Annotated in this window: 23 protein-coding genes and 5 tRNA genes; 3 read left to right on the top strand and 25 right to left on the bottom strand. The window is 45.9% G+C overall.

The annotated features are described in order from the left end of the window. Window positions 1–15 precede the first annotated feature (15 nt). From pstA to ACXAJH_RS05370, 15 genes are all read right to left on the bottom strand, one after another. A complete protein-coding gene (gene pstA, locus ACXAJH_RS05300; protein WP_474968999.1) occupies window positions 16–894 on the bottom strand; it encodes a phosphate ABC transporter permease PstA in 879 nt (292 codons plus the stop codon). Further along, window positions 894–1,841 (bottom strand): phosphate ABC transporter permease subunit PstC, encoded by a 948-nt coding sequence (pstC, locus tag ACXAJH_RS05305; protein ID WP_474969000.1) that lies wholly within the window; start codon window positions 1,839–1,841, stop codon window positions 894–896. Before pstC ends, pstA begins: the two co-directional genes overlap by 1 nt. 76 nt (window positions 1,842–1,917) lie before the next feature. After that, window positions 1,918–2,916 carry a PstS family phosphate ABC transporter substrate-binding protein gene (locus ACXAJH_RS05310; RefSeq protein ID WP_474969001.1) on the bottom strand — a complete coding sequence of 333 codons (999 nt, stop codon included), beginning with the start codon at window positions 2,914–2,916 and terminating at the stop codon, window positions 1,918–1,920. Between the two features lie 213 nt (window positions 2,917–3,129). Beyond that, window positions 3,130–5,286, bottom strand: a complete 2,157-nt coding sequence (locus ACXAJH_RS05315) for a peptidoglycan D,D-transpeptidase FtsI family protein (protein WP_474993259.1) — start codon at window positions 5,284–5,286, stop codon at window positions 3,130–3,132. Between the two features lie 87 nt (window positions 5,287–5,373). After that, a complete protein-coding gene (locus ACXAJH_RS05320) occupies window positions 5,374–6,609 on the bottom strand; it encodes an MFS transporter (protein WP_474969003.1) in 1,236 nt (411 codons plus the stop codon). Window positions 6,610–6,716: 107 nt separating this feature from the next. Next, complete coding sequence (locus tag ACXAJH_RS05325) at window positions 6,717–7,331, bottom strand: superoxide dismutase (RefSeq protein ID WP_027955386.1); 615 nt, start codon at window positions 7,329–7,331, stop codon at window positions 6,717–6,719. A gap of 193 nt (window positions 7,332–7,524) precedes the next feature. Beyond that, a tRNA-Phe gene (locus tag ACXAJH_RS05330) sits at window positions 7,525–7,600 on the bottom strand. A gap of 46 nt (window positions 7,601–7,646) precedes the next feature. Continuing rightward, window positions 7,647–7,739 (bottom strand) — tRNA-Ser (locus tag ACXAJH_RS05335). Between the two features lie 10 nt (window positions 7,740–7,749). Then, a tRNA-Ile gene (locus ACXAJH_RS05340) sits at window positions 7,750–7,826 on the bottom strand. A 3-nt stretch (window positions 7,827–7,829) separates the two neighbouring features. After that, window positions 7,830–7,905 (bottom strand) — tRNA-His (locus ACXAJH_RS05345). Window positions 7,906–7,931: 26 nt separating this feature from the next. Then, window positions 7,932–8,008, bottom strand: a tRNA-Met gene (locus ACXAJH_RS05350). Between the two features lie 168 nt (window positions 8,009–8,176). Further along, the gene (locus tag ACXAJH_RS05355; protein WP_474969004.1) at window positions 8,177–9,814 is read right to left on the bottom strand and encodes a Na/Pi cotransporter family protein; all 1,638 of its coding nucleotides are present in this window, start codon (window positions 9,812–9,814) and stop codon (window positions 8,177–8,179) included. 260 nt (window positions 9,815–10,074) lie between these two features. Continuing rightward, window positions 10,075–11,595 carry a methyl-accepting chemotaxis protein gene (locus ACXAJH_RS05360; protein ID WP_474993261.1) on the bottom strand — a complete coding sequence of 507 codons (1,521 nt, stop codon included), beginning with the start codon at window positions 11,593–11,595 and terminating at the stop codon, window positions 10,075–10,077. A gap of 6 nt (window positions 11,596–11,601) precedes the next feature. Then, window positions 11,602–11,811, bottom strand: coding sequence for a hypothetical protein (locus ACXAJH_RS05365; protein ID WP_474993263.1), 210 nt, complete (start codon window positions 11,809–11,811; stop codon window positions 11,602–11,604). 91 nt (window positions 11,812–11,902) lie between these two features. Next, on the bottom strand, window positions 11,903–12,529 hold the full coding sequence (locus ACXAJH_RS05370; protein WP_027955383.1) for an NfeD family protein: 627 nt from the start codon (window positions 12,527–12,529) through the stop codon (window positions 11,903–11,905). A 258-nt stretch (window positions 12,530–12,787) separates the two neighbouring features. Between ACXAJH_RS05370 and ispG the strand changes: the two genes are divergently transcribed. Next, the gene (gene ispG, locus ACXAJH_RS05375; RefSeq protein ID WP_474970417.1) at window positions 12,788–13,894 is read left to right on the top strand and encodes a flavodoxin-dependent (E)-4-hydroxy-3-methylbut-2-enyl-diphosphate synthase; all 1,107 of its coding nucleotides are present in this window, start codon (window positions 12,788–12,790) and stop codon (window positions 13,892–13,894) included. 37 nt (window positions 13,895–13,931) lie between these two features. On the opposite strand, the gene ACXAJH_RS05380 is transcribed toward ispG, so the two are convergent. Further along, on the bottom strand, window positions 13,932–14,453 hold the full coding sequence (locus ACXAJH_RS05380; protein WP_474969006.1) for a hypothetical protein: 522 nt from the start codon (window positions 14,451–14,453) through the stop codon (window positions 13,932–13,934). Between the two features lie 117 nt (window positions 14,454–14,570). Then, window positions 14,571–15,299, bottom strand: coding sequence for a lytic transglycosylase domain-containing protein (locus ACXAJH_RS05385; protein ID WP_474969007.1), 729 nt, complete (start codon window positions 15,297–15,299; stop codon window positions 14,571–14,573). Window positions 15,300–15,480: 181 nt separating this feature from the next. Here ACXAJH_RS05385 and ACXAJH_RS05390 point away from each other — a divergent pair, with 181 nt between their 5' ends. After that, a complete protein-coding gene (locus ACXAJH_RS05390; protein WP_474993265.1) occupies window positions 15,481–15,765 on the top strand; it encodes a DUF2624 domain-containing protein in 285 nt (94 codons plus the stop codon). A gap of 35 nt (window positions 15,766–15,800) precedes the next feature. Here the strand turns inward: ACXAJH_RS05390 and ACXAJH_RS05395 are convergent, their stop codons facing one another. Both ACXAJH_RS05395 and ACXAJH_RS05400 read right to left on the bottom strand, forming a co-directional pair. Then, complete coding sequence (locus ACXAJH_RS05395) at window positions 15,801–16,697, bottom strand: deoxyribonuclease IV (RefSeq protein WP_474969009.1); 897 nt, start codon at window positions 16,695–16,697, stop codon at window positions 15,801–15,803. 18 nt (window positions 16,698–16,715) lie between these two features. Then, window positions 16,716–18,035, bottom strand: a complete 1,320-nt coding sequence (locus tag ACXAJH_RS05400; protein WP_474969010.1) for a DEAD/DEAH box helicase — start codon at window positions 18,033–18,035, stop codon at window positions 16,716–16,718. Window positions 18,036–18,208: 173 nt separating this feature from the next. On the opposite strand from ACXAJH_RS05400, the gene ACXAJH_RS05405 reads away from it, so the two are divergent. Continuing rightward, on the top strand, window positions 18,209–19,165 hold the full coding sequence (locus ACXAJH_RS05405) for a 4-hydroxy-3-methylbut-2-enyl diphosphate reductase (RefSeq protein ID WP_027955376.1): 957 nt from the start codon (window positions 18,209–18,211) through the stop codon (window positions 19,163–19,165). A gap of 36 nt (window positions 19,166–19,201) precedes the next feature. Here ACXAJH_RS05405 and ACXAJH_RS05410 read toward each other — a convergent pair whose 3' ends face one another. The 6 genes from ACXAJH_RS05410 to dnaG all read right to left on the bottom strand — a co-directional run bounded on the left by ACXAJH_RS05410 (window position 19,202) and on the right by dnaG (window position 25,160). Further along, complete coding sequence (locus ACXAJH_RS05410) at window positions 19,202–20,317, bottom strand: Nif3-like dinuclear metal center hexameric protein (protein ID WP_474993267.1); 1,116 nt, start codon at window positions 20,315–20,317, stop codon at window positions 19,202–19,204. Continuing rightward, complete coding sequence (locus ACXAJH_RS05415) at window positions 20,314–21,021, bottom strand: tRNA (adenine(22)-N(1))-methyltransferase (RefSeq protein WP_474993268.1); 708 nt, start codon at window positions 21,019–21,021, stop codon at window positions 20,314–20,316. The genes ACXAJH_RS05410 and ACXAJH_RS05415 overlap by 4 nt, the downstream gene beginning before the upstream one ends. Window positions 21,022–21,085: 64 nt before the next feature. Beyond that, the gene (gene cccA / locus ACXAJH_RS05420) at window positions 21,086–21,454 is read right to left on the bottom strand and encodes a cytochrome c550 (protein WP_474989399.1); all 369 of its coding nucleotides are present in this window, start codon (window positions 21,452–21,454) and stop codon (window positions 21,086–21,088) included. A gap of 107 nt (window positions 21,455–21,561) precedes the next feature. Further along, window positions 21,562–22,095, bottom strand: coding sequence for a hypothetical protein (locus ACXAJH_RS05425; protein WP_474969013.1), 534 nt, complete (start codon window positions 22,093–22,095; stop codon window positions 21,562–21,564). A 78-nt stretch (window positions 22,096–22,173) separates the two neighbouring features. Further along, window positions 22,174–23,307, bottom strand: coding sequence for an RNA polymerase sigma factor RpoD (gene rpoD, locus ACXAJH_RS05430; protein WP_027955371.1), 1,134 nt, complete (start codon window positions 23,305–23,307; stop codon window positions 22,174–22,176). 41 nt (window positions 23,308–23,348) lie between these two features. Next, window positions 23,349–25,160 (bottom strand): DNA primase, encoded by a 1,812-nt coding sequence (dnaG, locus tag ACXAJH_RS05435; protein ID WP_474971228.1) that lies wholly within the window; start codon window positions 25,158–25,160, stop codon window positions 23,349–23,351. Between the last annotated feature and the right edge of the window lie 20 nt (window positions 25,161–25,180).

Raw genomic sequence — 25,180 nt, forward strand, 5'->3', positions numbered from 1 at the left:
CCCTCCTCATCCTAATTAAAAGCGTCTCTGATATTTGTTCCGGATCAAGACAGCGATTGAGTTCATCAAAAGCAGGACAGCCAGTAGAATAATGATCCCCGCACCGGCTACATACTGCCACTCTTCCTGTGGTCTGCCCGTCCAGTTATAAATTTGAATCGGCATCACTGTATACTTCGCAAGCAGTGAATCCGGCAGTGTATAAATAGCTGTAGCTGCTCCGACAATAATCAACGGAGCTGTTTCCCCAATGGCCCGTGACAACGCAATGATGGCACCTGTCAATATTCCTGGTATTGCCGCTGGAAGTATCACGCGGGCAATCGTCTGCCACTTGGAGGCTCCCATTCCATAGGAAGCTTCCTTGATTTCAGACGGTACAGACCGGACAGCTTCCTGCGCTGCCACAACGATAACAGGAAGAATAAGAAGTGCCATGGTTAAACCACCCGCAAGAAGGGTGTACCCAAAGCTGAACATATAGACAAAGAAAGTTAATCCCAGAAGTCCAAACACAATCGACGGAACGCCGGCAAGGTTTTGGATATTCACACGAATAAAGTCTGTAAAGCGATTTTGGGGTGCGTATTCTTCAAGATAAATGGCTGTTGCTACACCAATAATGATGGCAAACACGGCAACGATGATCATTAAGAAAATCGACCCGATCAAGCCGGCATATATCCCTGCCTCTTCCGGGTACGGAGCAGGAAAGTTTAAAAGATAATCCAAGCTGAGGTATCCAACCCCTTGAGTCAACACACGGTAAAATAGTAAAACTAGAACGATCAGGCCGACAGCTGTAGCAAGTCCAAATAAAACCATGGAGATTTTATTTGCGGTTACTCTGCCTTCCATGCGCTTCTTCATATTTTGTTCATTCTGTCCAAGCATTAATATTCCTCCCTGAACTTACGCGAAATGTACTGGGCAATCAGGTTCATGACCAAGGTGAATACAAACAAGGTCATACCTACTGCATAAAGGCTGTAATAAATCGTGGATCCGAATGTCGTATCCCCTGTTGCAGCCTGTACAATAAAGGCAGTCATCGTCTGGATGGACTCTGTCGGGTTGAAAGTAAGATTCGGTGTAGCGCCGGCCGCAATCGTTACAATCATCGTTTCCCCAATTGCACGGGAAATAGCAAGTACAATAGAGGCAACGATTCCGGAAAGAGCGGCTGGAAGAACAACCTTTACTACAACTTCCAATTTCGTAGCTCCCAGACCATACGCACCTTCACGTAGAGCATTCGGTACAGAGTTCATGGCATCTTCAGAAAGGGATGCAACCATAGGAATAATCATAATTCCTACGACAACCCCTGCGCTTAAGGCGTTGAAAATTCCAAGATCAGGAATAATAGATTGAAACATTGGAGTGATGAACGTCAAAGCAAAATATCCGTAGACGACTGTAGGAATACCAGCCAGTACTTCCAGGATAGGCTTGATGACCCTTCTAACTTTATCATTCGCATACTCACTCAAGAAAATGGCTGCCATTAGTCCAAGTGGAACTGCAACAAGTGTTGCAATCAGCGTAACAAGCAGTGTACCACCGATTAACGGAGCAACCCCATATTCGCCGGACCACGGAGACCAGTTTGATCCTGTATAAAAATTAACAATTGAAACATCGGAGAAAAATCCGATCGATTCTCTTAATAAAGTAAATAAAATACCCAGTGTCGTGAGAACACTTACTGCTGCACAAAGTAACAGGAAAAACGGGATGATTTTCTCTATTCTTTCACCGACCGTTTTCTTTTTCTTATTGTTCTCAATCATCTGCTGGACGTCAATCATATTCCCCTCTGATTGCAAACCTTTGTCCATCATTAAACTCCTCTCATCCATAAGGCAGGGTGAGACTGGAATCAGCCTCACCCTCCTTGTTAGGTTTTAAAGTAACTTACTCTGCCCAGCCTTGAACTGTATCAAGCTGTTCTTGATATTTCTCGTCTGGAAGAGCTACATAACCAACTTCTTCAGCTGCTTTACCAGCATTGTTCAACGTGTACTCTACAAAGTCACGAACCTGCGCTTTTTCTTTATAAGCATTCACGTTTACATATGTGAATAGCGGGCGGGAAAGTGGCGTGTATGAACCATCCTGGATCGTTTCCGGATTCGGTTCAACAGCTTCGCCTTCACCTTCAGAAATGGCAAGAGCTTTCAGGCTGTCCTGGTTTTCAGCGTAGTAGGCATATCCAAAGAATCCGATCGCGTTTGGATTGTCTTTAATTCCACGTACAAGAACGTTGTCATCCTCAGAAAGAGTTGTGTTTTCGCCTTCTTTCATCGGCTCTTCTTCAAGAACAACTTCGTTGAAGTAGTCGAATGTACCGGAATCATGACCAGGGCTGAAGATTTTAATTTGTTCCTCAGGCCAGTCAGGGTTAATGTCAGACCACATTTGAGCGTCAGAAGAGTCGAGGAAAATCTGCTTAAGCTGATCGATTGTAAGCTCTTCAGCGAAATCATTTTCAGCACTCACTACTACAGAAAGACCATCGTAAGCCAGCTCTAGAGGCTCAAGAGTAATATCATTTTCTTCAGCGATTGATTTTTCTTCTTCCTTGATCTCACGGGAAGCGTTACTTAGATCAATTTCACCAACTGTAGATTTTTTGAATCCACCGCCGGAACCAGAAGAGTTCAATGTTGCGTCAACTTCCGGTTGTTCCTGCTGATAGGAATAAGTTAAGTTTTCCATGATCGGGAACACAGTAGAAGAACCATCAATGTCGATTGGGCCGGATACTTCTTCGGAGCTTTCTTCTCCAGAACCTTCACCGCTTGTGCTGTCCTGTTCTTCTGTGTTGCCTTCCTCGGAACCACCACATGCTGCAAGCACTCCTACTACAAGGATGAATGCAAGCATTAATGCTAAACTCTTGAAGTTTTTCATTTCTTTCTCCCCCTATTATTTATAAATATTTAATGCTGCCGGCTGCTTGGCCAACTCACATTTTATATACTAACGACGGAGTTTTAATAACATATGAATGAAACGTAAAGGTTTTGTAAATTGAGGTTTTTTAGCGAAAAAGATTGGGAAATGACTTATTTTTACGCTATATTTCTCCGTCTTCGTATAAAAAAAGGAGTGATACGTTGTGTATCACTCCTCAGTTTCTGCATCTTCTCCGTTGTTATTCTCTTGTTCATCCGGTCCTTCGTCAGCGGTACCATTTTCCCGTGCTTCTTTCAGCTCGAAGTACGCCTCACCAATCCGGGCACCAATGTTATTGCTGATGTTGAACGTACTTGTTGCCCCTTCTCCCAGGTAAGGAGAAATGATGGAAAAGGCAATTTCCGGATTATCCGATGGAGCATAGCCGACCAAAGTTTTGTTCAGAAGCTCATCGTAGGTGGTTCTCTCTCCATCTTCACTGAAAACTGTTTTAGACGCCTGTGCCGTACCTGTCTTCACAGCCATATCATACTGGGCATAGGGCTGCTTCGAGAATATGGAACTCGCCGTTCCTTCGCTCGTCTGGGCCACCTGCCTGAAGCCTTCCTGTACACGCTCAATATAGGACGAATCCATATCAAGCTGGTTCAGCACCTCCGGCGTATAATCTTTATAAACCGGACCGAGTCCCTCGCTGCTGGATGGTTCGTGGACACTGTTGACGAGACTCGGACGTATACGGTCGCCGCCATTTGCAATTGTCGAGACGTATTGATTCAACTGCATCGCTGTATACGTATTGAACTGCCCGATGGAAAAGTCAAGGATTTCCCCAGGGTTTTGAAGTGTACCATTGACTCCAGTTGCCTCATACGGAAAGTCAATTCCAGTGGTGACGCCCAGCCCGAACTGGTTGAAATTGTAAACGAACTTGTCTAACGTTTCATCTTCCAGTTTCAAAGCATTCATATTATATTGATTGCTTGTTTCTCCACCAAGATACATAGCCAGGAAAAACATGTAGACGTTGGAGGATTGCTGCAGGGCAGCTATATCGTTAACAGATCCGATCCCCGACGTGTATGATGCTTTTTGGCTGCCGGCTATTGTAATAGGTTTGTCATTGATCCATGTATTCGGTGTAACGACACCTTCATGAAGACCTGTCAGAACTGTTGCCCCCTTAACCGTTGATCCCGGCATATAGGCATTGTATAACGCCTGATGGGAAGTGTCTGTGAAGCGGTCCTCTCCTTCTTCCGGACTGCGGTTGTAGGTCTGTCCGCTGATCGCCAGAATTTCTCCTGTCTGCGGATTGGAAACGACAGCAATGGCATTCTCCAGATGACGGTTTAGAGAAGGCGCATTGACGATGGCTGATTGAAGCTCTTCCTGGACGATTTTATTCACTTCTTCCTGAAGCTCCATATCAATGGTCAATTGCAGGTCTTTTCCTGCCTGTCCTTCACGGATGACTTTGGAATTGATGACGGTGTTGTTGCTGTCCGTTTCATACTGGACCTTTTCCTTCGTCCCCCGGAGAACATCCTCATATTCCTGTTCAAGTCCGCTTGTACCAACACGGTCATTGCGGCTGTAATCCAGAGACATGTAATAATCAAGATCATCCTTAGGGAGACCCTGCTCACTTGATGTGATACTTCCGAGGTAACTGCGAAACGTGGACTCATACGGATATGTACGTTCCCAGTCTGAAGTTACATTCACGCCTGGAAGCTTCGCCAGGTTTTCTGCCACCGCGGAATATTCCGCTTCTGTAATGTCTGAATTCTTAATTACATGCGGCGCCAGGGAATACGCCTGATCAAGCTCCTTTTTCACAGCGATGACTTCTTTCGTCTGATTATCGTAGCCGGAGATCTCTTCTTCTGTAATGCTGTCCAGCTGTAGCTGATATACATCGCCGTTATCCATATCTTCTGTCACTTGATCCTCTACACGATCACGGACCTCCTGCTCATTCTGCAGGTAGAAATATTCCTTCAGGTCACGATCTGTCAGACTTTCATAGTCCATGTCAATATAAGAGGACAATGTCTGAGCAAGTTCCAGCTTATCTCCGGCCTGCACCCCTTTGGGTGGTGTATACGTAATCGAGTATAACGGTTCATTATCAACAATCACCTGACCATTACGATCATACATTTCACCCCGCGGCACAGAAATGGTCGTTGTTGTATTTTCAGTGCGGTCAATTTCATCCTGTGCTTCTTCGCCATTCAATATTTGAACAACTCCAAGCTGCAGAATGATTCCGGCAAATAAGACGAACACAATAAAAAACACCACGTTCAACCGAAAGGGAAGGTGTGTATTATCTTTATGTCGTTTGTTTTTCCCCATGAACTCCTCTCCTTCTTTCAAAATCCTTCTGCTATTATACCATTTCTTCAGGTCCTGAGAATAGAAGAAGCTCATGGGTGTTTGGTTTCAATTATGTGTCACTCGGGGAGGTTTCGAATCAATACCTCGAATGAAAAAGTAAATCAGGAAGTGTCCTCCGCCGACAAGAAGCAGAATGTAAGGAATCCCCGTTTCCGGAGGAATAAATGTAATGGCCCCTAAAAAAACGAGGATGGATAGAACTCTCCCCATATTCAAAAAAATTTCCCGAACTACGATATATTCGATCCGCATCTCAGCCGCATTCCACGATCTCCCGATGACATCATAGGTGAGAGACACGTAGGGCACGTACAACAAAGGAAAAAAGACTCCGGCAACAGCGGCGTACAATAAAAGCAGCGGCATCGTGCTGCTGAATAGAAGGATGATGACACTGACATATAAGCAGAGGCCTGAAATAAAGATCGATGTTTTCCTCCGCTTCGGTTTCACCCATCTGCTCACAAGAAAATAAAACATAAATGAAAAACCGGAGTAAACCAAATTAAAAACTCCGAGAGACAGTTCATTTTTTGTCAGCAGGAAAATCCAAATGGATACAGCAAACAAAAAAGTTCCCTCTCTGAATCCCTGGGCTACATGAGCATTTAAAATACGTTTCCAGTCCACATTATGCTTCCGCTCGGTTACAATCCGCCGGAAAGAAAAATTCCCCCGTGCTCTTCTTCTAGATAATCCAAAACTCACCAGCACGGCTACAATAAATAAGGCAAACGAAGCACTGAAAATCACTGTGTACCCGGTAAAGTTATTGAGGCGCGAAATAATAAAGCCGGCCAAAAGGGGTCCTGTCATACCGCCAAGCGACTGCAGGACACCGAGAAAGCCGTTAAAAAAATCTCGTGTATCCGGCTCTGTAATTTCAAAAGTCAGAACGTTATAAGCAAGCCAGTAAAAACCGTAACCGATTCCGAGCAGGGCACCGAGCATCAAGTTGAAGGAAGCCGCCCGTTCCCCCACCACCAGCACAGTCAGGAAAAATAACGAAAGGACTGTTACTCCTGTTCGCAGCACAATGACACGGTCCATCTTTTTCGCCCACCGTCCCGCAACGATAAAGGTAAGCGGCTGAAAAATGTATATGCTGAGGTTATAAAGAGCGATATCCGTGTAGCTGTTGGACTGCTTCCATAAGTATATGTTCACAAAGGTACTGGATAAGAATATTCCGAGGGAGTACAAGCCTCCAATGAGAAGTAACAATAATAAATCTCTAGAAACGTTTTCGCGGCTCAGCCATGTGCGCAGCTTACTCATCATATGCATGTCTCCTTTATGTTCTCCTTTAGTGTTTTCAGAACATATGGAGATATACAAAAAGAGAGGGGCGGAAATATCCGTCCCTCTCTCACCTATTCTTCATACGATTATTTAGCTGCATCGAAGCGCTTCGCTACTTCATCCCAGTTTACAACATTCCAGAATGCAGAAACATAATCCGGACGGCGGTTCTGGTAGTTCAAGTAGTACGCATGCTCCCATACGTCCAGGCCAAGGATAGGTGTTTTACCTTCCATGATCGGAGAATCCTGGTTTAGTGTATCAATCACTTCCAGGCTGCCATTATTGACTACAAGCCATGCCCAGCCTGAACCGAAACGGCCGGTTGCTGTCGTTTCGAATTTTTCTTTGAATTGATCAAAGCTTCCGAATGTGTCGTTGATCTGAGTAGCTAGATCTCCCGCCGGCTCACCGCCGCCGTTTGGAGACATGATCGTCCAGAAAAGACTGTGGTTGGCATGACCACCGCCATTACGGCGCACAGCAGTGCGGATATCTTCCGGTACAGCTGAAAGGTTGTTGGAAAGAAGCTCTTCCAATGATTTGTCCTGAAGATCAGCATGTCCTTCAAGAGCGTTGTTCAGCTTGGTAACATATCCGTTGTGGTGCTTCGTATGGTGAATGTTCATTGTTTCCTTATCGATCGTTGGTTCCAATGCATCGTATGCGTAAGGTAGTTCTGGTAGTTCAAATTTAGCCATAATGTAACTCCTCCTTTAAAATAGTATGTAAAATAAGAAGCCTCTGCCTCTCGTTTTACATTATCAAACAGACCTGCCGGTTGCAACTGATTTGCAAGGCAGTGAAATGGAATATCTTCCGGTATTATAAATTCCCTTATGTATCGGTCTTAAACATAAAAAAAACAAGCATACCGCTTGTTCATTCAATCAATGGTGGCTCGGGACGGAATCGAACCGCCGACACACGGATTTTCAGTCCGTTGCTCTACCGACTGAGCTACCGAGCCATAAAACTATGCTGTTTTAGATATCCCTTTATAAAAAAAGAAAAGATGGCGGAGGAGGAGGGATTCGAACCCCCGCGGGGCGTAAACCCCCTGGCGGTTTTCAAGACCGCTCCCTTCAGCCAAACTTGGGTACTCCTCCGGAATCTATATGGTGGACCCTGCAGGACTCGAACCTGCGACCGATCGGTTATGAGCCGATAGCTCTAACCAGCTGAGCTAAGGGTCCACATGGGGCGGCTGATGGGAATCGAACCCACGAATGCCGGAACCACAATCCGGTGCGTTAACCACTTCGCCACAACCGCCATGTTTATAGATAAGATCATATGTATGGTGGCGGTGGAGGGAATCGAACCCACGACCTCACGGGTATGAACCGTACGCTCTAGCCAGCTGAGCTACACCGCCATATTCGCTCTGTAAGCGACTTAATTAATATACCATTTATGTATCACTGTGTCAACATATTTTTCCGTTCCGTTTTCAGCGACAAAAATAATATACCATGCAATGAACGACTCGGCAAGGATTTTTATAAAAAAAGGTGAAAGCTTTGGTAAGCTTTCACCTCGTTCATTACAGACTATCTTTTTCTCCCAGTACTTCTTCTGCGATATTCACAGCGTGATCTCCGATCCGTTCGAGATTACTGATCATATCTACAAAAACGATACCGGCCTGTCCTGTACATACTCCTTCATTCAGACGGATGATGTGTTTCTTACGATAGCTTCGTTCCATCCGGTCCAGTTCATTTTCCTTCTGGACAACAGCGAGTGCTTCCTCACGGCTCATGTTTTCAAGGGATTTTGTTGCCTGTTTCACTGTCATCAATGTCAGATCGAACATTGTATTCAAGTCGTCGACAGCTTGAGCAGTAAGGTTTACTTTGTTGGAATTCTTATAATCGATGAGCTCGATAATATTCTCAAAGTGATCCCCGATCCGTTCCAGATCACGGACAGAATCCATAAGAGCTGAGTGTTTCCGGCTTTCTTCGTCCGTAAGCGATGCTTGAGAAAGATCAACCAGGTAATCGGTGATTTTCCGATCGAGGTTGTTCAATGCATCTTCAATCTGCATCGCAATTTCTGAATGCTTCTGCTGTTTATTGTTTAAATACAGACTCGTTTCTTCCAATCCTTTATAGGCATATTCGCCCATGCGGATCACTTCTTCCTTCGCCTGATCAAGCGCAAGAGAAGGAGACTGCTCGATAAAGATTGGGTCCAGATGCTGAGGCTTGAATTCAATCAGGGAATCATTCCCTGGTACGAGTTTAACAACGATCCACGCCAGAACAGCGATGAACGGGAACTGGACCACCGTGTTGGCAATGTTAAACGACCCATGCGCGAAAGCGATGGTCATCTCCGGTCCAAGGTCCATATAGTTCTGGAGCCACTCGACGTATAAGGTAAAAGGCTTCAATAGAATGAGGAAAACGGTAGCACCGAGCACGTTGAAAATCACGTGTACAAAAGCCGCACGCTTCGCCCCTACACTTGCTCCAACCGCTGCAATGACAGCTGTGATGGTTGTTCCAATGTTATCTCCGAAAAGTACCGGCAGAGATGCCTGTATATCTACAAGGCCTTCTCCAAACAGTCCTTGCAGAATACCGATCGTGGCACTGGAACTCTGTACGATTACTGTGAACAGTGTACCGATCACGACACCAAGTACCGGGTTCTCACTCATACTGAGTGTCAGTTCCCTGAATGCTTCAAGGGAACGCAGCGGCTTCATTCCTCCGCTCATTAATTCAAGACCAAAGAATAAAGCACCGAGTCCAAAAACGGTCTGGCCGATATTGGATACTTTCTTATTCTTAAAGAAGAAAATCAACAGGGCACCTAGAGCCAGGATCGGCAGTCCATACTCTTTAATATCAATACCAATAATGAATGCAGTAAATGTCGTCCCAATATTGGCACCCATTATAACACCGATAGCTTGTCTAAAGGTCATAAATCCAGCGTTAACCAATCCGACAGTCAAAACGGTTGTTGTAGAACTACTTTGAACGAGAATCGTCACTACGGCACCGGCAATGACACCCATTAACGGATTGCTGGTAAAACGGTCTAAAAGTTCCCTCAAACGGTCTCCGGCTACTTTTTGGAGGCCGTCCCCCATAAATTTAATTCCAAACAGGAAAATACCTAGCCCGCCGATGAATTCGAATATCATCTGCTGCACATCGATTTCCATGTTTTCCACCCTTTCCTCATCCAAAATTTCTGTATGTCTCTCTTTAAAACACCTCATCCATTATTAACGAACTATGATTCTTTTGTAAAGATGTAATAGAAAACTTAACATTAAATTTACATTGCCGTTTTTTCTCACACAAACTAACCTGGGATGGTGATTTCCTTAGCTCTCATGCATCTCTGTCTGTTCCATAACAAAAAGACCCCCTTTTACAAGGAAGCCTTCTTTATGTACAGGTATTTTCAAACGCTCGATGTTTAAGAAGCATGAGGCTCAGAAACATTCTCCCCACCTTCATAAACCAACTGTTTAGTTGTAATCATGTCGGACAGTTCCTGGGTCAGTACGACCAATTCTCTTATGAATTCCTCCGTCATTCTCACATTTTCCTCCTGCCAGTCTGATGCCTGGGTTAAATGGTCAATGGACAAGGACTGGTCCCTTGTCAGGCGGTCCATCCCTTTTATGACCTTCTGCATCCGGGGTATCACTTCTTCTCCATCCACCAAATGAAGGTATGCGGATTCTAATTGTACGTTGAACGTTTCCATTCCAGAGGAAAGATCTCGAAAAGCTGCTTTTGAAATATCCATTTGCTTCTGCTGATCATTCATTTCAACAGAAAGACGTTGAAACTGTCTGGAAAAGTCAGATCCAAGCTCGATCAGATCCGCCATTCGCTGATCGATGTTCAAGGCCGTGTTCCGGGAAAGATCGGCCAGCTTACCCACTTCCCTGGCTACAACAGCAAATCCCCGGCCATGATCTCCGGCTCTCGCTGCCTCAATGGAAGCATTTAAAGCAAGCATCCTCGTCTGTTCAGCCAGCTCCTGGATTTTAGCTCCTGAATCCTGTACCGAATGCATATAGCTCTGAAAGGATTCTACTCTTGATGACATTTCTGTCAGTTCTCTTCTTATACTAATATAGGAACTTTCCACGCGATCCACCCCATCATTACCGGAAGCAGCCGACTGGTTCATTTGTCCCTGTCTCTCCATCATGTGATCCATGGCTGATTTCAAGTGGGAGAAAACTTGAGAAAGTTCACGAAAGACTTCCTGCTGATCCTCCATAAATCCTTCTGTTTCAGCAGCAGTTCTATCTACTTTAAGAAGCTCTTCCTTTAACGCCCGCTGGGATTGATCAAGAACCCGCGCTGATTCATCCATGCGGCTTCCTTCTTGATCAAGGTTTTGGACGGCTGCGTTTACCGTAGACAGAATATCCACAATAGTGGTAATGGACTTTTCATAACTCCTTTTTAATGACCGGACCTCCGGCAGGCTCGTTTTTACAGCCGATGCCTCCCCGATCACACCGCTGCCAATCTTCCCCATCATTTCCTCCAGCTGTTTGAGGGGGCGGACAGTCTTTCGAATGATATAGGAAACCATGACTCCAGCTACAACCGCTGTCCCAGCTCCAATCAAAAACGTATACCAGGCCATTTGATCGACTTCTTTCATAATATCCTCTTCCGCCACACCAAGAACATAGATCCCCTGCAGCTCCTGGACAGGAGCAAACGAATACACAAACGATTCTCCATTTGTCGTCCACTGTTCTGTGCCATTTTCCTTACTTAAAACCTCCTCTACTTCCTCTTCGGTAAAAGAAAGAACAGGAGTCAAGTCTGGATAGGAATACACAGCTTGTTCAGTGAACAGGTATGCATCCGCTGTCAGACCATCCTGCTGCATCTGAGCTTTCTGTGCATCTGCATAGCCTTGAAAACGCTGATCGAATTCCTTCTGATCCCCTACGAAGGCATACATCAATTGCTACGCTACATCCTGAACCACGAGCAACTCTCGTTCCAACCGGTCCTGCACAAGAGCCAGCTGGTTTTCCTCTGCTTTCGTATAGGAAAAAAAACCTGTTGCAAATACAGAGAGAAGGACAAGTAAAATAATCAGGAGCGTCAGTCTTACCTGAAGAGGCCATCGGCCCCGTGTAAATCTTAATAAGCCGGTCTTTCTTTTAACGTTCATTTAGAAAACACTCCATTGTCATTTGAATAATCATCCAAATAAATTATGACAATGAAGTGTTAAGAAACGATGAAGAATATGTGAACAATTGTTAATTCTGAACCTTTTTGACCATGATTTTAGTCCCGTCGACAGAAGCGACCGTTACCGGCTCTCCTTTGTAAATCCACTGGCCGTTCGAGACAGCGCTGTAATCCTCTCCATCTACCTCTATCGTACCGGAAGGACGCATATCTGTCTGCGCAGACCCCGTTTTCCCTAAAAGCTTCTGATAGGATTCATTCATGGAATTATAGCCCATCTCCGAGGTCATCTGATCATTCAACGCCATTTTATTCCACATGTTTCTGCGCTTAAAAACCTTGAGGAAAATGAGGGCAGAAAAGCCTCCGGCAATAACACCAATGACACTGTATAATCCCGCCGTCCAGTTAGGCGCACTGAAACCAACAGCTGTAATCATCGCTGCTGCACCTATAGTGGCAAGTGTTCCATCATTAATCAGCTTTCCATCAATAATCATAAGTGTAAGACCTAGAAAGTACACAAACATCATAATAATGAACATATCGACAGCCAGGTAACTGGAAAAAAACACGGTAATAAATCCAAGCCCCAGCACAGCGAAAACCCCACGCATGTTAACAAGCAGCTCACCAATCAGGAACATTGTTCCTAAAAATGTAATCAGGAGTGCTATCCAGTCTGTTTGAAGCATAACCGCTCACCCTCTCTTCTATTACTATACATACGAACAACTGTGGTGCTATGTTTCAAATGATAACAATTTTCTTCCGTTTCCTCTCGTGATATACTTTTCACGTCGAGGAAATCCAATCTGTTTACACAAACTTTACGTGAAATCCAGGGCTTTTAAGAGTCCTTACTTCTCATTTCCGGCCATTAGCCTTATAATGAAGATTGGAAAAACATCCTGCAACCCTTTTTTTAATTTAAAGGAGCGATATTCATGCCAATTACGCACAGAAAAGATACACGTCCCGTGAAGGTCGGGGACCTTACTATAGGTGGTTCTGATGAAGTTGTCATTCAGTCCATGACCACGACGAAGACCCATGATGTGGAGGCTACTGTAGCTGAGATCAAGCGTCTGGAGGAAGCCGGATGCCAGGTCGTCCGTGTGGCCTGCCCTGACGATCGTGCTGCTGACGCCATCCCTGAAATCAAAAAACGCATCAATATCCCGCTTGTTGTTGATATTCACTTCGATTATAAGAAAGCATTGAAAGCGATCGAAGGCGGGGCGGATAAAATCCGGATCAACCCGGGGAACATTGGGAAGCGCGAAAAAGTTGAAGCTGTCGTAAAAGCAGCAAAAGCAAAAGGCATCCCTATCCGTATTGGAGTCAACGCCGGTTCCCTTGAGCGTCACATCCTTGAAAAATACGGTTATCCAACGGCTGATGGAATGGTTGAGAGTGCCCTTCACCACATTAAAATTCTTGAAGATCTCGACTTCCACGACATCATCGTTTCCTTGAAAGCTTCTGATGTCAAACTGGCGATTGAAGCCTATGAAAAAGCAGCGGCCGCTTTCAATTACCCGATTCACCTTGGTATTACAGAATCCGGGACGCTTTTCGCAGGTACAGTAAAAAGTGCGGCCGGTCTTGGTGCCATTCTGAGTAAAGGAATCGGAAGCACCGTCCGAATCAGTTTAAGTGCTGATCCTGTAGAGGAAGTAAAAGTAGCGAAGGAACTTCTGAAGACTTTCGGACTTGCGTCCAACGCTGCTACGCTGATTTCCTGCCCGACATGCGGTCGTATTGAAATCGACTTGATTTCCATCGCCAACGAGGTCGAGGAATACATCCAGAGCATCAAGGCTCCTATTAAAGTAGCTGTTCTTGGGTGCGCAGTCAATGGACCAGGCGAGGCCCGTGAAGCTGATATCGGTATCGCCGGTGCCCGCGGGGAAGGCCTTCTCTTCCGTCACGGAGAAATCATCCGGAAAGTGCCTGAGGACATCATGGTCGAAGAGCTTAAAAAAGAAGTAGATAAACTTGCTGAAGAGCATTATGAGAAAGAGCGCCAGAAAAAGCTTGAACAGCAGCAATCCTAAGATAAAAAGGGTGGACCATAATGGTCCACCCTTTTTTTTACAGGAAATTGATAAACGGAGCGAAGAAAAGAGAAAAGGCGATGGAAACGACACTGATAATGATCGCCGTGTTTCCAAGAGTATCGGCTCCCCTTCTCTTCCCGACAATCCCAAGAATAATCCCGGCGGCACCGAGAATCAGTGGAGCAAAAAAGAAGGAAAGAATAGCGGCCGATAATCCTAGCCAGCCCATTCCTACTTTCACATCATCCTCCATCGTCGTTTCCTGCTCACCATTATTCATTGGTTCATCAATGGGACCGACAGCAGCCTCCTGAGCAAATTCCTCTTCATAACTGTCGCCATAAACAGGCTGATAAGGACCGCGGCCATGGTCATCCACGGATTCCACCTTGTCATACCCGGATTCTTTTCTTAAATCGCTGTCCTGGATTTCATCAAACGCTTCATCCAGCACCTGCTCCGTTGTCGGCTCATCTTCATGAACCTGTTCCCGTGCGTCCCCGTGATGGGGAGCATTTTCTGTTTGATTCTCAACAGTTTCTTTTGGATCGTACATGCGAATTCCCTCACTTTCTGTATGGAGAATCACCTATATTATGTGACGTTTCTCTTGTATTTAACGAAGGGATTTGATGGCAGAAAAAAAACCGGATGAGTTCATCCGGTTTTACCATTATTCAGCTGAAGCCAGTGTCGTATGAGCTTCAGCGTTTTCCTGAATCTCTACGGCATACCAGCTCTCCGCATGTCCATGTTCACTTTTATACTGTTCAAGACCGGACATTCCCCTGTGATAAGCGGTTAATGCCTCGTCCCAGTTTTGATAACGGCTGTTTAAATAATCCAGATAAACCAGAGATAACTGCATGGAATAGTAAGGATCAAACAGCAGCTCCTCTTCATAGGGAAGACCAGCCATATCCGCAATCCACGGCGCTGTATTCTTCATGAACTGGGACATGCCGTAGGCGCGTCCATACTTTGTTTCAGGTCCTACAAGCTCAGGGTCAAATGTCCCACCCGTTTCCACCTTCAACAACTCATAAACGAGGTATGGATCCAAATCATAGCGTTTGGACTCCTTCACTAAATACATGGCCCAGGCCTTCTTGAAGGCTCCCTCACTTTCCTGTACCAGAATATCAGCCTGGTCTTCGATCCCCGGCCATGTCAGATATCCATTTTTTTGTTTATTCTCTGAAGACTGCTCCTTCAAATAGTCGTTGACAGAAGACAGCTTTTCCTTATCTCCCTCAAGCTTTTCCTTGTTCTGCTCCAACGTTTTATTTTCATCTGCCAATGCCTGCTGTTCGTTTTGATGCCATTGATGATAAGTTATAAAGACAAGACTCATTAACAGCATAGCAAAGACCGTTCGAATGATTGGTTTTTGATCCCTCATTCTGTTCACTCCTTCCCGTGACTCTTCCTTTACCATAAGAGCCCATGAAACCCATTGCGCCATCTTAACCGAATGGGTGTTTGATTTCAATTTATCTACTCACACGTGAATGATTTGTAAAACACACATCATTCCCACAATTCATAAGGTGTATGAAACAGTGGAAAAAGGTGATGACATGATGAAGAAGATGGCCCAACAGTTCATTACCCAGAAATTGAAGCAGTTAACCGTCAAAGAACTGCTTCAATACAGCAGGAAGTATCGGATACCGATTACCGAGGGAGAGGCACAGGCTATTGTTCAAGCGTTGAAAAAAAATAAGGAAAACCCTTTTGAAAAGAATGGCCGGAAGAAAATGTTGAAGAAACTGGCCGGGCTGACCTCCGCAGACACAGCCCGCTCTGTAAATAAACTGCTTCATAAACTGGCAGAGGACTACGGGGTCGAGGACTGGCTGAAATAAAAAAAGGCGGAAGGTTCAGGACCCCCGCCTTTTTCTTATGACTGTTTTAGAATCTTTTCTTTAAGGTCCGGATCAAACGTCCCTTGCTTAACCATATCGATTTCAAATCGATACGGAGGCTTTTTGTTCTTCTTATCTTCCCCCACGTACGGGGTTTCCAAAATTTTTGGAAGATCCTTCAACTGCGGGTGATGAATCACCTGATGAAGGGCATCGAAGCCGATATGACCGAAGCCGATATTTTCATGGCGGTCCTTGGCTGCTCCCTGAATGTTCTTACTATCATTGACGTGAATGACTTTCAGGCGGTCCAGTCCGACAATTTTATCAAACTCGTTCAGCACACCATCAAAATCCTCCACTACATTGTAGCCTGCGTCATGAATGTGGCACGTATCCATACAGACGGAAAGCTTTTCGTTCAATGTGACACCATCAATAATCTGCGCAAGCTCATCAAAACTTCTTCCAATTTCGGAACCTTTGCCGGCCATCGTTTCCAGGGCAATCTGGACATTTTGATCTTTATGAAGGACTTCATTCAGCCCTTCAATAATTTTCGGAAGACCCTTTTCCACTCCCTGCCCCACGTGGGACCCCGGGTGAAGAACGATTTGTCCTGCTCCAAGCGCTTCTGTGCGCTCTATTTCGCTGCGCAGGAAATCAACACCCAGTTGAAAGGTTTCCGGCTTGGTCGTGTTACCTACATTTATGATATAGGGAGCATGCACGACAATATCCTGAATACCATTGGCCTTCATATGCTCCTGACCTGCCTCGATATTCAATTCTTCAATTGGACGGCGGCGCGTATTTTGAGGGGCGCCTGTATATATCATAAATGTGCCGGATCCGTAGGAAGCTGCCTCTTCACTTGCGCCAAGAAGCATTTTCTTCCCTTTCATTGATACGTGTGAACCAATTTTAACCATGACGATCTCGACCCTTTCTTATTTCTTTTTAAAGCGGTTCTGCTTCAATCTGCGTTTATTTTGTTCCGCCTGCTTTTTCATCTTTTTCTTATAGCCCGGCTTCACCTTTTTCGGACGGCGGACGAGCTGTTTCGCCTGTTTATCCAGATCCGTTTCTTTCTTTTCACGGATCTGCCGCTCATTATAGGCATTTACTTCTTTCCATTCCCCTTGTTTCACTTCATAGAATTGGAAAGACAACCCCTTCTTCTCAAGCTTCTGGATCAATGGAAGATCGGTTTCCTGATAGAGGTTGATTGCTGTACCTTCCAGCCCGGCCCTTGCTGTACGTCCGACACGGTGTATATAGAATTCCTCTTCCTTCGGCATCTGGGCGTTGATGACGTGGCTCACACCCTGGATATCAATCCCACGCGCAGCAAGGTCGGTCGCTACGATGTATTGATAACGGAGGTTTTGGATTTCTTTCAGGACTCTTTTACGCTCTCGCGGGGACAAGCCTCCGTGAAGGATGCCTGTTTCCAAACCACGACTCATCAAATCCTCCGCCAATTCGTCTGCAAGACCTTTGCCATTCGTGAAAATAATGGCCAGATAAGGTTGAATCGCCTTCGTGATATCCATGATCACTTCTCCAGGCTGTTTATGCCGGAGAGGAATCAACCGGTGCTCCATCGTTTCCGGAGATGGCTTATCATCCTCGATTTGAATATGGACCGGATTGGTCAAGTACTTCTTCAGGAATGGCTGCAGCCGTTCAGGAATGGTTGCAGAGAAAACAAGCATTTGCACGTCTTCGGCCATGCGAACAAGAATCTGATCCACTTCTTCGATAAATCCGAGGTCCAGCATTAAATCCGCTTCGTCCAGAACGAACGATTTGGCTTGATAAAGGTCTACCGCTTCCTCTTTGACCATATCGAGTATACGGCCCGGTGTTCCTACGACAATGTGCGGCGGATTGGAAGCCAGTTTCTCCACCATCTTCTGTTTATCCGTTCCACCGATCAACAGCTTGGACCGCCAAATCTCTTGTTTACCTGCGTGCTTCACGGCTTTTTTCACTTCTTCATGAATCTGGATGGCCAGTTCACGTGTTGGTGCTGTAATGACAAACTGTACGGCATCGGCATTCTCATCCATCCGGCTGAATAAAGCCAGCAGATAGGCATGTGTCTTACCGGATCCAGTGTGGGATTGTCCGATCAAACTTTCCCCTCTTAATGCCGGCGGCAGCACCTGCTGCTGGATCGGCGTCGGCTGTTTAAAGCCCAAACCTTCTACAATTCTGCTTACTGTAGAGGAAATTGCGTATTGTTCAAAAGTATGCTTACTCATGTCCGTTCTCCTTTAATGTAAAATGTTCCTTCCCTATTATAATAGAGTGCGCCCTAAATTGCACGATAACGTTGTCTGACCACCGCTTTCTTTGTCAACTTACGCTTTACCCTTTATAATGAAGATGGTATCTTAAAAGTTGTTCGATTGGATAAAGAGGAGGACGTTAATCAATGGAAGTTATTAAAATCGCCCCTCGCGGTTATTGTTACGGAGTCGTAGATGCCATGGTCATTGCGAGAAATGCCTCAAAAGACCAGAATCTGCCGCGCCCGATTTATATATTAGGTATGATTGTCCATAACTCCCATGTGACCGAAGCCTTCAAAGAAGAAGGCATCATCACTGTCGATGGTAAAAACCGCAGCGATATGCTGGAAGGTATTCATGAAGGTACGGTTATTTTCACGGCCCACGGCGTTTCCCCGCAGGTGAAGGAAAGGGCCCGCGATAAAGGACTGACTGTTCTTGATGCTACATGTCCGGATGTTACCAACACCCATAACCTGATCCGCAAAAAAGTTGCGGAAGGATTTGAAGTCATCTACGTCGGTAAAAAAGGACACCCTGAGCCGGAAGGGGCGATGGGCGTCGCTCCCGGGAAGGTCCACCTTGTACAGACAGAGGAGGATGTCGAGAATCTGGAGCTGGATCATGATAAGCTTATGATTACCAACCAGACGACGATGAGTCAATGGGACGTCTATGATGTCATGGAAAAAGCCAAGGAAAAGTTCCCTCAGCTTGAGAAACAGCAGGAAATCTGCATGGCTACACAGGTACGCCAGGAAGCTGTGTCAGAACAGGCGGGTGAAGCCGATTTGACGCTCGTTGTTGGTGACCCGATGAGTAATAACTCCAACAGGCTTGCCCAGGTATCCAAAGAAAAGGCCGGAACCACCGCCTACCGGATTGCTGATGTAACCGAAATACAGCTGGAATGGCTGGAAGGTGTTCATAAAGTAGCCGTTACCGCCGGTGCTTCCACGCCAACACCGATCACAAAAGAAGTGATCAAGTTCATTGAGCAGTTTGACCATGAGGACGATGCTACCTGGATTCGTGAATCCAAGGTCGAGCAGAAGAAAATCCTCCCTCCTGTAAGAGCACGCAAAAAAGTGAAACGATAATAAAAAGGATGAAAGCTTCCCGCTTTCATCCTTTTTTTACTGGATTATAAAGGGCTCTGTATCCACTTCGGACACCAGGATGTTCAAGGCTCCATCTTTATTGCAGCGTTCCTCCAGATACTGCTGTACTTTTACGCAGACCACTTTCTCCACATGGTGACCGGGATCAATCACATGTAAGCCCATCTCCACAGCGTCCTGAGTCATATGGAAGGTCATATCTCCGGTCACATATACGTCAGCTCCGCTTCTCTTAGCCTTATGAATATATTTTTCTCCACTTCCACCCAGAACGGCGACCGTTTGAACGGTTTTCCCCATTTTCCCTGCCACACGCACATGAGGGACGTCGAAACGCTCCTTCACTTTGTCAGCAAAATCCTGGAGGGAAATGGGCTCGTCCAGCCGGCCCACTCTTCCAATTCCGAGGGTCCTGCCTTCATTGAGAAGAGGATAAAGATCATAAGCCACTTCCTCATACGGGTGGGCTTTTTCCATCGCTTCAAGAACTTTAGACAGCTTATCCTGTGGAACGATGGTTTCCAAACGTTTCTCCTGGACCTGCTCCAAGCGGCCCTGCTCCCCAAGATAAGGGTTTGTACCCTCTTGAGGTTTGAACGTCCCTTCACCGGAAACCTGATAGGTACAGTGGCTGTAATCACCAATAAAACCTGCCCCTGCTTCGCTCACCGCATCCCTTACAGCTTCCAGGTGGGAATCAGGGACAAAAACAGCCAGTTTCACAAGCTTTTCCGTTTCTGTCGGAATCAAAGGCCGGCGGTTTTTAACATCGAGAAGGTCTGCCATCACATCATTCACTCCGCCTTCTGCAACATCCAGGTTCGTATGCGCCGCATACACCGTAATATCGTGTTTCAGAAGCTTCTGGACTATCCGTCCTTTTGGCGTATCCACATTGATTTGATGAAGTTTCACAAATAACAGGGGATGATGGGCAATGATAAGATCCACCTTTTTTTCAACCGCCTCATCCACTACACTTTCAACAACATCAAGCGTTACCATGACATTCTGCACCGGCTTGTTCAGGCTGCCCACCTGCAGCCCTACGTTGTCCCAGTCATAAGCAAAGCTTTTTGGTGCCCATGTTTCCAATGTTTTTATGATTTCCCCGGCCGTTACTTTATTCATTTTGATAAAACCTCCTGCAGCCATTTCATTTCCTTTTGAAGCGTGTCCACTTTCACTTCATCCACAGTGGAAGCCTTCTGCATTTGATCCAGGATATATTCCTTCTTGATCATTTCCTCGTGCCACTTCTTCCTAAACGCTTCTGACCTTTCCTTCATAAGGTAAGGGCCGAGCCAAAGCTCTTTGTCCAAGTCGGCGGATTCATAAGCAAGGGCAGGGTCCCCTTTTTCTGCTGCAAGGATTTCATAGATGTGTCCGCCTTCTTCCATGATCTGTTCGTCGATCAGGCTGTATCCATGCGTGTAAAACCATTGACGGATCGAGCGTGCATCAATGTTCGGCTGGGCGATGATGCGGTTAACGGCGGTTAACTTATCCCTGCCTCTGTCCAGAATATCCCGGATTAACGGCCCTCCCATACCGGCGATGGTGACCTGCTTAACTTCTCCAGGCTGGATCACTTCGAGACCATCTCCCAATCTGACATCGATCCTGGATTGAAGATCATGGGCTTTCACTTCATTCAGGGCGCTGTCATAAGGGCCTTGATTAACCTCTCCGGCTATCGCTTGTGCCTGTGGATCCTTTAAACAGACATAACAAGGCAGATAGGCATGATCAGACCCTATATCAGCAAATACTGCTCCAGCAGGCAGGTATTCCGCTACCTTTGCCAGCCGTTCGGATAGTTGATGTACATTCATAAAAAATCGTTCCTCTCATAAAGAAAAGCTTTCTGACAGCAGCAGAAAGCTTCTCACGTACTTCTTATTTTTTCTCAGCGAGCCATTCTGCCAGCTGAGTGGCCTGCTCACCGGTATAAAGACCAGGTGGCATCTGTGATCCTTTACCATTGATGATAATGTCCTGGATCTCTTCTGCTGAATAACGGGAGCCGACTTCCTGAAGATTCGGACCTGCGCCTCCACTCAAGTCACCGCCATGGCAGCTTGAACACTTGTTCTGGTACATTTCTTCCGGATCAGCGGATGCAGTTTCTTCCGTCTGTTCTCCTCCGCCTTCTTCCTCGCTTTGAATCGCTTCACGTTGGTTGATACCGGCAGAAGAAACAATGATCATGGCTACGATCCCCAGTACAGCGATAATTGCAAATGGGATCACAGGGTTCTTTCTCATGAATGGCAACCTCCTTATGTATTCCCTATATGAATTTTTCGCGTCTATTCGACTATTTTTATTTTATATGAAAACCGTTACTTATTAAAGGCTTAACCACCGAAAACTTATAAAACAATGAAAATGATCCACAAAATGACAGCGGTTACGCCACTCCATAATAAAAACCTGATTTTCATAAACACTCCGACGCTGATCCAGATAAGAAAATGAAACAGCATCGTTATGTAGACAGCCTGGACGGATGTTGTCCAGTGATCCACTACGAAGATGGACATTATTAGAAGGATCAACAAACCGTTCACAAAAGGTATCAAATACCAGTCGGTCCGTTTATAGTGTAACCATCCACTTATAAACCATACCGATCCTACAAAAAACGACAAAAGCCCTGTTTGCATTATGAACCCCATTTGAGTAAAATAAATGACAAGTAATGTAAGGGGTATCATAAACAGGCTGAGCAGAACAAAGGCCGGGACCAGCAGCTGTACGGTCTGTACAGGAGCATGGCCGGGTTTTTCTTCCTCGCCTTTGGTGTACAACGCCAATAGAAAGTCACAGTATTCCGCGGGTAGAAGCCTGCTCTCTTTCCAGTACTGAATCTCATGAATGATGGTTTTCGTACGCTCATCCTGCATACTTTCCTCCAAAACACAGGTAAACTCAAGATCCTCCTACATAGGCGTTGTAAAAGAACCTTGAGTCTACGGCTGTTCTTATTCCATAAAGTCTTTCAGGCGTTTGCTGCGGCTCGGGTGTCTCAGCTTACGAAGAGCTTTCGCTTCGATCTGCCGGATTCTTTCCCGGGTTACTCCGAACACTTTTCCGACCTCTTCGAGTGTTCGCGTACGTCCGTCATCAAGTCCAAAACGGAGGCGCAGGACATTTTCTTCTCTATCTGTCAGTGTGTCCAGGACGTCTTCAAGCTGTTCCTTCAATAGTTCATAGGCGGCATGGTCAGATGGGGAGGTTGCTTCCTGGTCCTCAATGAAATCACCAAGATGGGAGTCGTCTTCTTCCCCGATCGGTGTTTCCAGTGATACGGGCTCCTGGGCAATCTTAAGGATTTCACGGACTTTATCCGGTGTAAGATCCATATCCTGTGCAATTTCCTCTGGTGTCGGTTCGCGGCCGAGATCCTGAAGAAGCTGCCGCTGCACACGGATCAGTTTGTTGATCGTTTCCACCATGTGAACCGGAATACGGATGGTACGTGCCTGGTCGGCAATCGCACGGGTAATCGCCTGTCTGATCCACCATGTAGCATAGGTACTGAATTTGTAACCTTTGCGGTAATCGAATTTTTCTACCGCTTTGATCAGACCCATGTTCCCTTCCTGGATTAGATCAAGGAAAAGCATGCCGCGGCCGACGTAACGCTTGGCAATACTTACAACGAGACGAAGGTTGGCTTCTGCCAGATCCCTTTTCGCTTCTTCATCCCCATTTTCTATACGCTGGGCAAGACTGATTTCATCTTTGGCTGATAATAGATTGACGCGGCCGATTTCTTTCAGATACATACGGACCGGGTCATTGATTTTCACACCTGGAGGTACACTCAGGTCATTGAGGTCGAATTCCTCTTCCTTATCGAGCTGCTTGATACTAGGGTCCGATTCAGAATCACCGATGACCTCTACGCCCTGTTCATTCAGGTGCTCGTAAAATTCATCCATTTGATCGGAGTCGAGTTCGAAGCTGGATAATTTCTCAGCCACCTCTTCATACGCGAGGATTCCGCGTTTTTTCCCTAACTCTACGACCTGCTCTTTGGCCTGCTCCAGTGTCAATTCCGTCTGATTTTCAGTTTCTTTAGAACGTGATGGCTGTTGTTTCTTCTCTGCCATAAGTCCCCCTCCTTCCAACAATCTATCCAAACTCTACCTGATTACGCTTTTAATTCTTTTTTCCGTTTTATAATCTCCATCGCAATTTCCGCGGCCTTGATCGGCTCGTTCTGCTGTTCAGCCCGCTTCAACTCGGATTCCAGGCTCTTAATATCCGTTCGATCCCAGTTTTCCAATCGGATCCGCTCTATATAATCATGGATTTCCTGATCGGATACTTCCTCACTGACGGGTGCCATTGCGAGCTCGATCACGAGGTTTTTGATGGACATATCCTCAATCATTTCAACGAACTGACTGATATCTGATTCATTGCCGTCTTCATAATATGCGTAAAGATGTGTGACAATGACCTGATGATCTTCTATATTGAAAGCCCCTCCTATTTCCTCCTGAACTTTATCAGCAATGTAGGGATCTTTCAACATATATGCAATCAGCTTTCTTTCCGCATTATGAAACGCAGGAAGAAGCTTGTTCTGAACCGATGTTTCCCTCTTAGGATTAGTATATCGGTTCTTTGGCTCATTATCCTTCACACCCTGCTGTCTTCTTATCTGACTGATTTCCTCTTTCAAGGTTTCCAGAGATAACTGAAATTCAGAGGACATCTCATTCAGGTAATGCTCTCTCTCGACCGCACGATCCAGAGTGGCAATCTCCTGTAGTACTTTTTCGATATAGGCGATACGATCTCCTTCCACCTGCAGGTTATAATCCCTGCGGAGATAACTCATCATAAAGGAGATATACGTGTCGCTGGTATCAAGCACTTCCTTCTTGAAACGGTCCCCGCCATGCCGCTGGATGAAATCATCCGGGTCCAGAGCGTCGGGCACGCGGGCCACAAACGTCTGACAACCGATGCTTTTTGTCAGTCTGGCAGCCTTGACCGCCGCCTCAATCCCGGCGCGGTCACCGTCATAACAGACAATGATCTGATCCGTATACTTTTTCAACAAGTTGGCCTGTGTACTGGAAAGCGATGTCCCCATCGTCCCTACTGCATAAGGGATACCCGACTGGGCAGCGGATATAACATCCCCGAACCCTTCGAATAGGACAACGGTTTTTTCCTTACGTATGGAGGACCGGGCAAGATCGAAGTTATAAAGCAGCCGGCCCTTATGAAAGAGTTCCGTTTCCGGACTATTCAAGTATTTGGGCTGCTGCTCTCCAAGAGCTCTTCCTGCAAAAGCCACGGTCTTTCCCAGGTGGTTGCGCAGCGGAAACATGACCCTTCCGCGAAAGCGGTCGGCATAATTCCCCTGATCATTCACACTCAGCAGGCCGGCTTTGACCATCGTCTGGGGGTGAAAGCCTTTTTTCTCAAGAAAAGTGACGACGAAATCCTTATCATCCGGTGAATACCCGAGCTGATACTTCTGGATGGTTTCTTCTGTAAAACCTCTGTCCAAAAGATATTCATAGGCTTTCCGGCCGTCCTTGGAATTCTTTAACAAATGATGGTATAATTTTGTCAGCCACTGGTGTGCTTCAAGCATCGCCTGTGATTCCTGATTATCCGCACCGGTGTAGTTCTCCTCAGCAAACTGCTCTGGAATTTCCACACCTGTGCGTTCAGAAAGCTGCTTGAGGGCCTGTATAAAACTGTATCCTTCCATTTCCATAAGGAAGGTGTAGACATTCCCTCCCTTTCCACAACCGAAGCAATGGAAAATCTGCTTATCCTGCGAAACGGAAAAAGAAGGCGTGTTTTCCCCATGGAATGGACAAAGGCCGAAATGGTTTCTCCCCTGCTTTTTGAGGTCAACATAATCGCCGATCACTTCCACAATGTCGGCTGATTTCCGAATCTCATCTACTTTTTCTTCTGGAATGTGTCCAGCCATATGATCACCATACTACTCAA

The organism is Halobacillus sp. ABD4_316 (assembly GCF_056161385.1).

Excerpts from the sequence above, each read along its gene's own strand:
- pstA (WP_474968999.1), bottom strand. The coding sequence starts at position 894 with ATGCTTGGACAGAATGAACAAAATATGAAGAAGCGCATGGAAGGCAGA.
- pstC (WP_474969000.1), bottom strand. The coding sequence starts at position 1,841 with ATGGACAAAGGTTTGCAATCAGAGGGGAATATGATTGACGTCCAGCAG.
- ACXAJH_RS05310 (WP_474969001.1), bottom strand. The coding sequence starts at position 2,916 with ATGAAAAACTTCAAGAGTTTAGCATTAATGCTTGCATTCATCCTTGTA.
- ACXAJH_RS05315 (WP_474993259.1), bottom strand. The coding sequence starts at position 5,286 with ATGGGGAAAAACAAACGACATAAAGATAATACACACCTTCCCTTTCGG.
- ACXAJH_RS05320 (WP_474969003.1), bottom strand. The coding sequence starts at position 6,609 with ATGATGAGTAAGCTGCGCACATGGCTGAGCCGCGAAAACGTTTCTAGA.
- ACXAJH_RS05325 (WP_027955386.1), bottom strand. The coding sequence starts at position 7,331 with ATGGCTAAATTTGAACTACCAGAACTACCTTACGCATACGATGCATTG.
- ACXAJH_RS05355 (WP_474969004.1), bottom strand. The coding sequence starts at position 9,814 with ATGGAAATCGATGTGCAGCAGATGATATTCGAATTCATCGGCGGGCTA.
- ACXAJH_RS05360 (WP_474993261.1), bottom strand. The coding sequence starts at position 11,595 with ATGTATGCCTTCGTAGGGGATCAGAAGGAATTCGATCAGCGTTTTCAA.
- ACXAJH_RS05365 (WP_474993263.1), bottom strand. The coding sequence starts at position 11,811 with ATGAACGTTAAAAGAAAGACCGGCTTATTAAGATTTACACGGGGCCGA.
- ACXAJH_RS05370 (WP_027955383.1), bottom strand. The coding sequence starts at position 12,529 with ATGCTTCAAACAGACTGGATAGCACTCCTGATTACATTTTTAGGAACA.
- ACXAJH_RS05380 (WP_474969006.1), bottom strand. The coding sequence starts at position 14,453 with ATGTACGATCCAAAAGAAACTGTTGAGAATCAAACAGAAAATGCTCCC.
- ACXAJH_RS05385 (WP_474969007.1), bottom strand. The coding sequence starts at position 15,299 with ATGAGGGATCAAAAACCAATCATTCGAACGGTCTTTGCTATGCTGTTA.
- ACXAJH_RS05390 (WP_474993265.1), top strand. The coding sequence starts at position 15,481 with ATGAAGAAGATGGCCCAACAGTTCATTACCCAGAAATTGAAGCAGTTA.
- ACXAJH_RS05395 (WP_474969009.1), bottom strand. The coding sequence starts at position 16,697 with ATGGTTAAAATTGGTTCACACGTATCAATGAAAGGGAAGAAAATGCTT.
- ACXAJH_RS05400 (WP_474969010.1), bottom strand. The coding sequence starts at position 18,035 with ATGAGTAAGCATACTTTTGAACAATACGCAATTTCCTCTACAGTAAGC.
- ACXAJH_RS05405 (WP_027955376.1), top strand. The coding sequence starts at position 18,209 with ATGGAAGTTATTAAAATCGCCCCTCGCGGTTATTGTTACGGAGTCGTA.
- ACXAJH_RS05410 (WP_474993267.1), bottom strand. The coding sequence starts at position 20,317 with ATGAATAAAGTAACGGCCGGGGAAATCATAAAAACATTGGAAACATGG.
- ACXAJH_RS05415 (WP_474993268.1), bottom strand. The coding sequence starts at position 21,021 with ATGAATGTACATCAACTATCCGAACGGCTGGCAAAGGTAGCGGAATAC.
- cccA (WP_474989399.1), bottom strand. The coding sequence starts at position 21,454 with ATGAGAAAGAACCCTGTGATCCCATTTGCAATTATCGCTGTACTGGGG.
- ACXAJH_RS05425 (WP_474969013.1), bottom strand. The coding sequence starts at position 22,095 with ATGCAGGATGAGCGTACGAAAACCATCATTCATGAGATTCAGTACTGG.
- rpoD (WP_027955371.1), bottom strand. The coding sequence starts at position 23,307 with ATGGCAGAGAAGAAACAACAGCCATCACGTTCTAAAGAAACTGAAAAT.
- dnaG (WP_474971228.1), bottom strand. The coding sequence starts at position 25,160 with ATGGCTGGACACATTCCAGAAGAAAAAGTAGATGAGATTCGGAAATCA.